This is a genomic window from Vibrio sp. 1402 (assembly GCF_033340275.1).
Genome location: NZ_JAWOWE010000351.1, coordinates 1 through 649, shown reverse-complemented (window position 1 = coordinate 649; position 649 = coordinate 1). Strand labels below are relative to the sequence as shown.

Genomic DNA, 649 nt, shown 5'->3' with positions numbered 1-649 from the left:
CTGCACGTTGGTCATCATTTAGCGCCTTAGTCATGTCAGTTTCGATGAAACCAGGTGCAACTGTGTTAACAGTTACGCCACGAGAAGCCACTTCACGAGCCATTGATTTGGTAAAACCAATCACGCCCGCTTTTGCTGCTGCGTAGTTAGTTTGACCCGCATTACCCATAGTGCCTACAACAGAACCTACGTTGATGATACGACCCGCGCGTTTTTTCATCATTCCACGCAGAACCGCTTTAGACATACGGTAAATAGGCGTCAGGTTTGTGTTGATGATGTCGTTCCACTCATCGTCTTTCATGCGCATTAGTAGGTTATCGCGAGTGATACCTGCGTTATTCACTAGAATATCGATCGCACCAAACTCATCGTTAATGGTTTTTAGTGTTGCTTCAATAGACTCAACGTCAGTGACGTTAAGCGCTAAACCTTTACCATTTTCGCCTAGGTATTCGCTGATCGCAGCCGCGCCGCTTTCAGACGTTGCGGTACCAATAACGGTGGCACCGCGTTCAACAAGAAGCTCAGCAATCGCACGACCAATGCCACGGCTTGCGCCAGTCACTAGAGCGATTTTACCTTCTAGATTCATCATGTTGTGTTTTCCTTTTCTTATCGTGAAAGAATTATTTAGCGGCTTCTAACG

1 protein-coding gene is annotated in these 649 nt (G+C 46.5%); it reads right to left on the bottom strand.

Annotated elements, in window-relative coordinates; translation table 11 throughout:
- On the bottom strand, nt 1-595 hold a 595-nt coding region (locus tag R7044_RS26010; RefSeq protein ID WP_225456096.1), incomplete at its 3' end, for a 3-oxoacyl-ACP reductase family protein.
- Nucleotides 596-649: the final 54 nt, after the last annotated feature.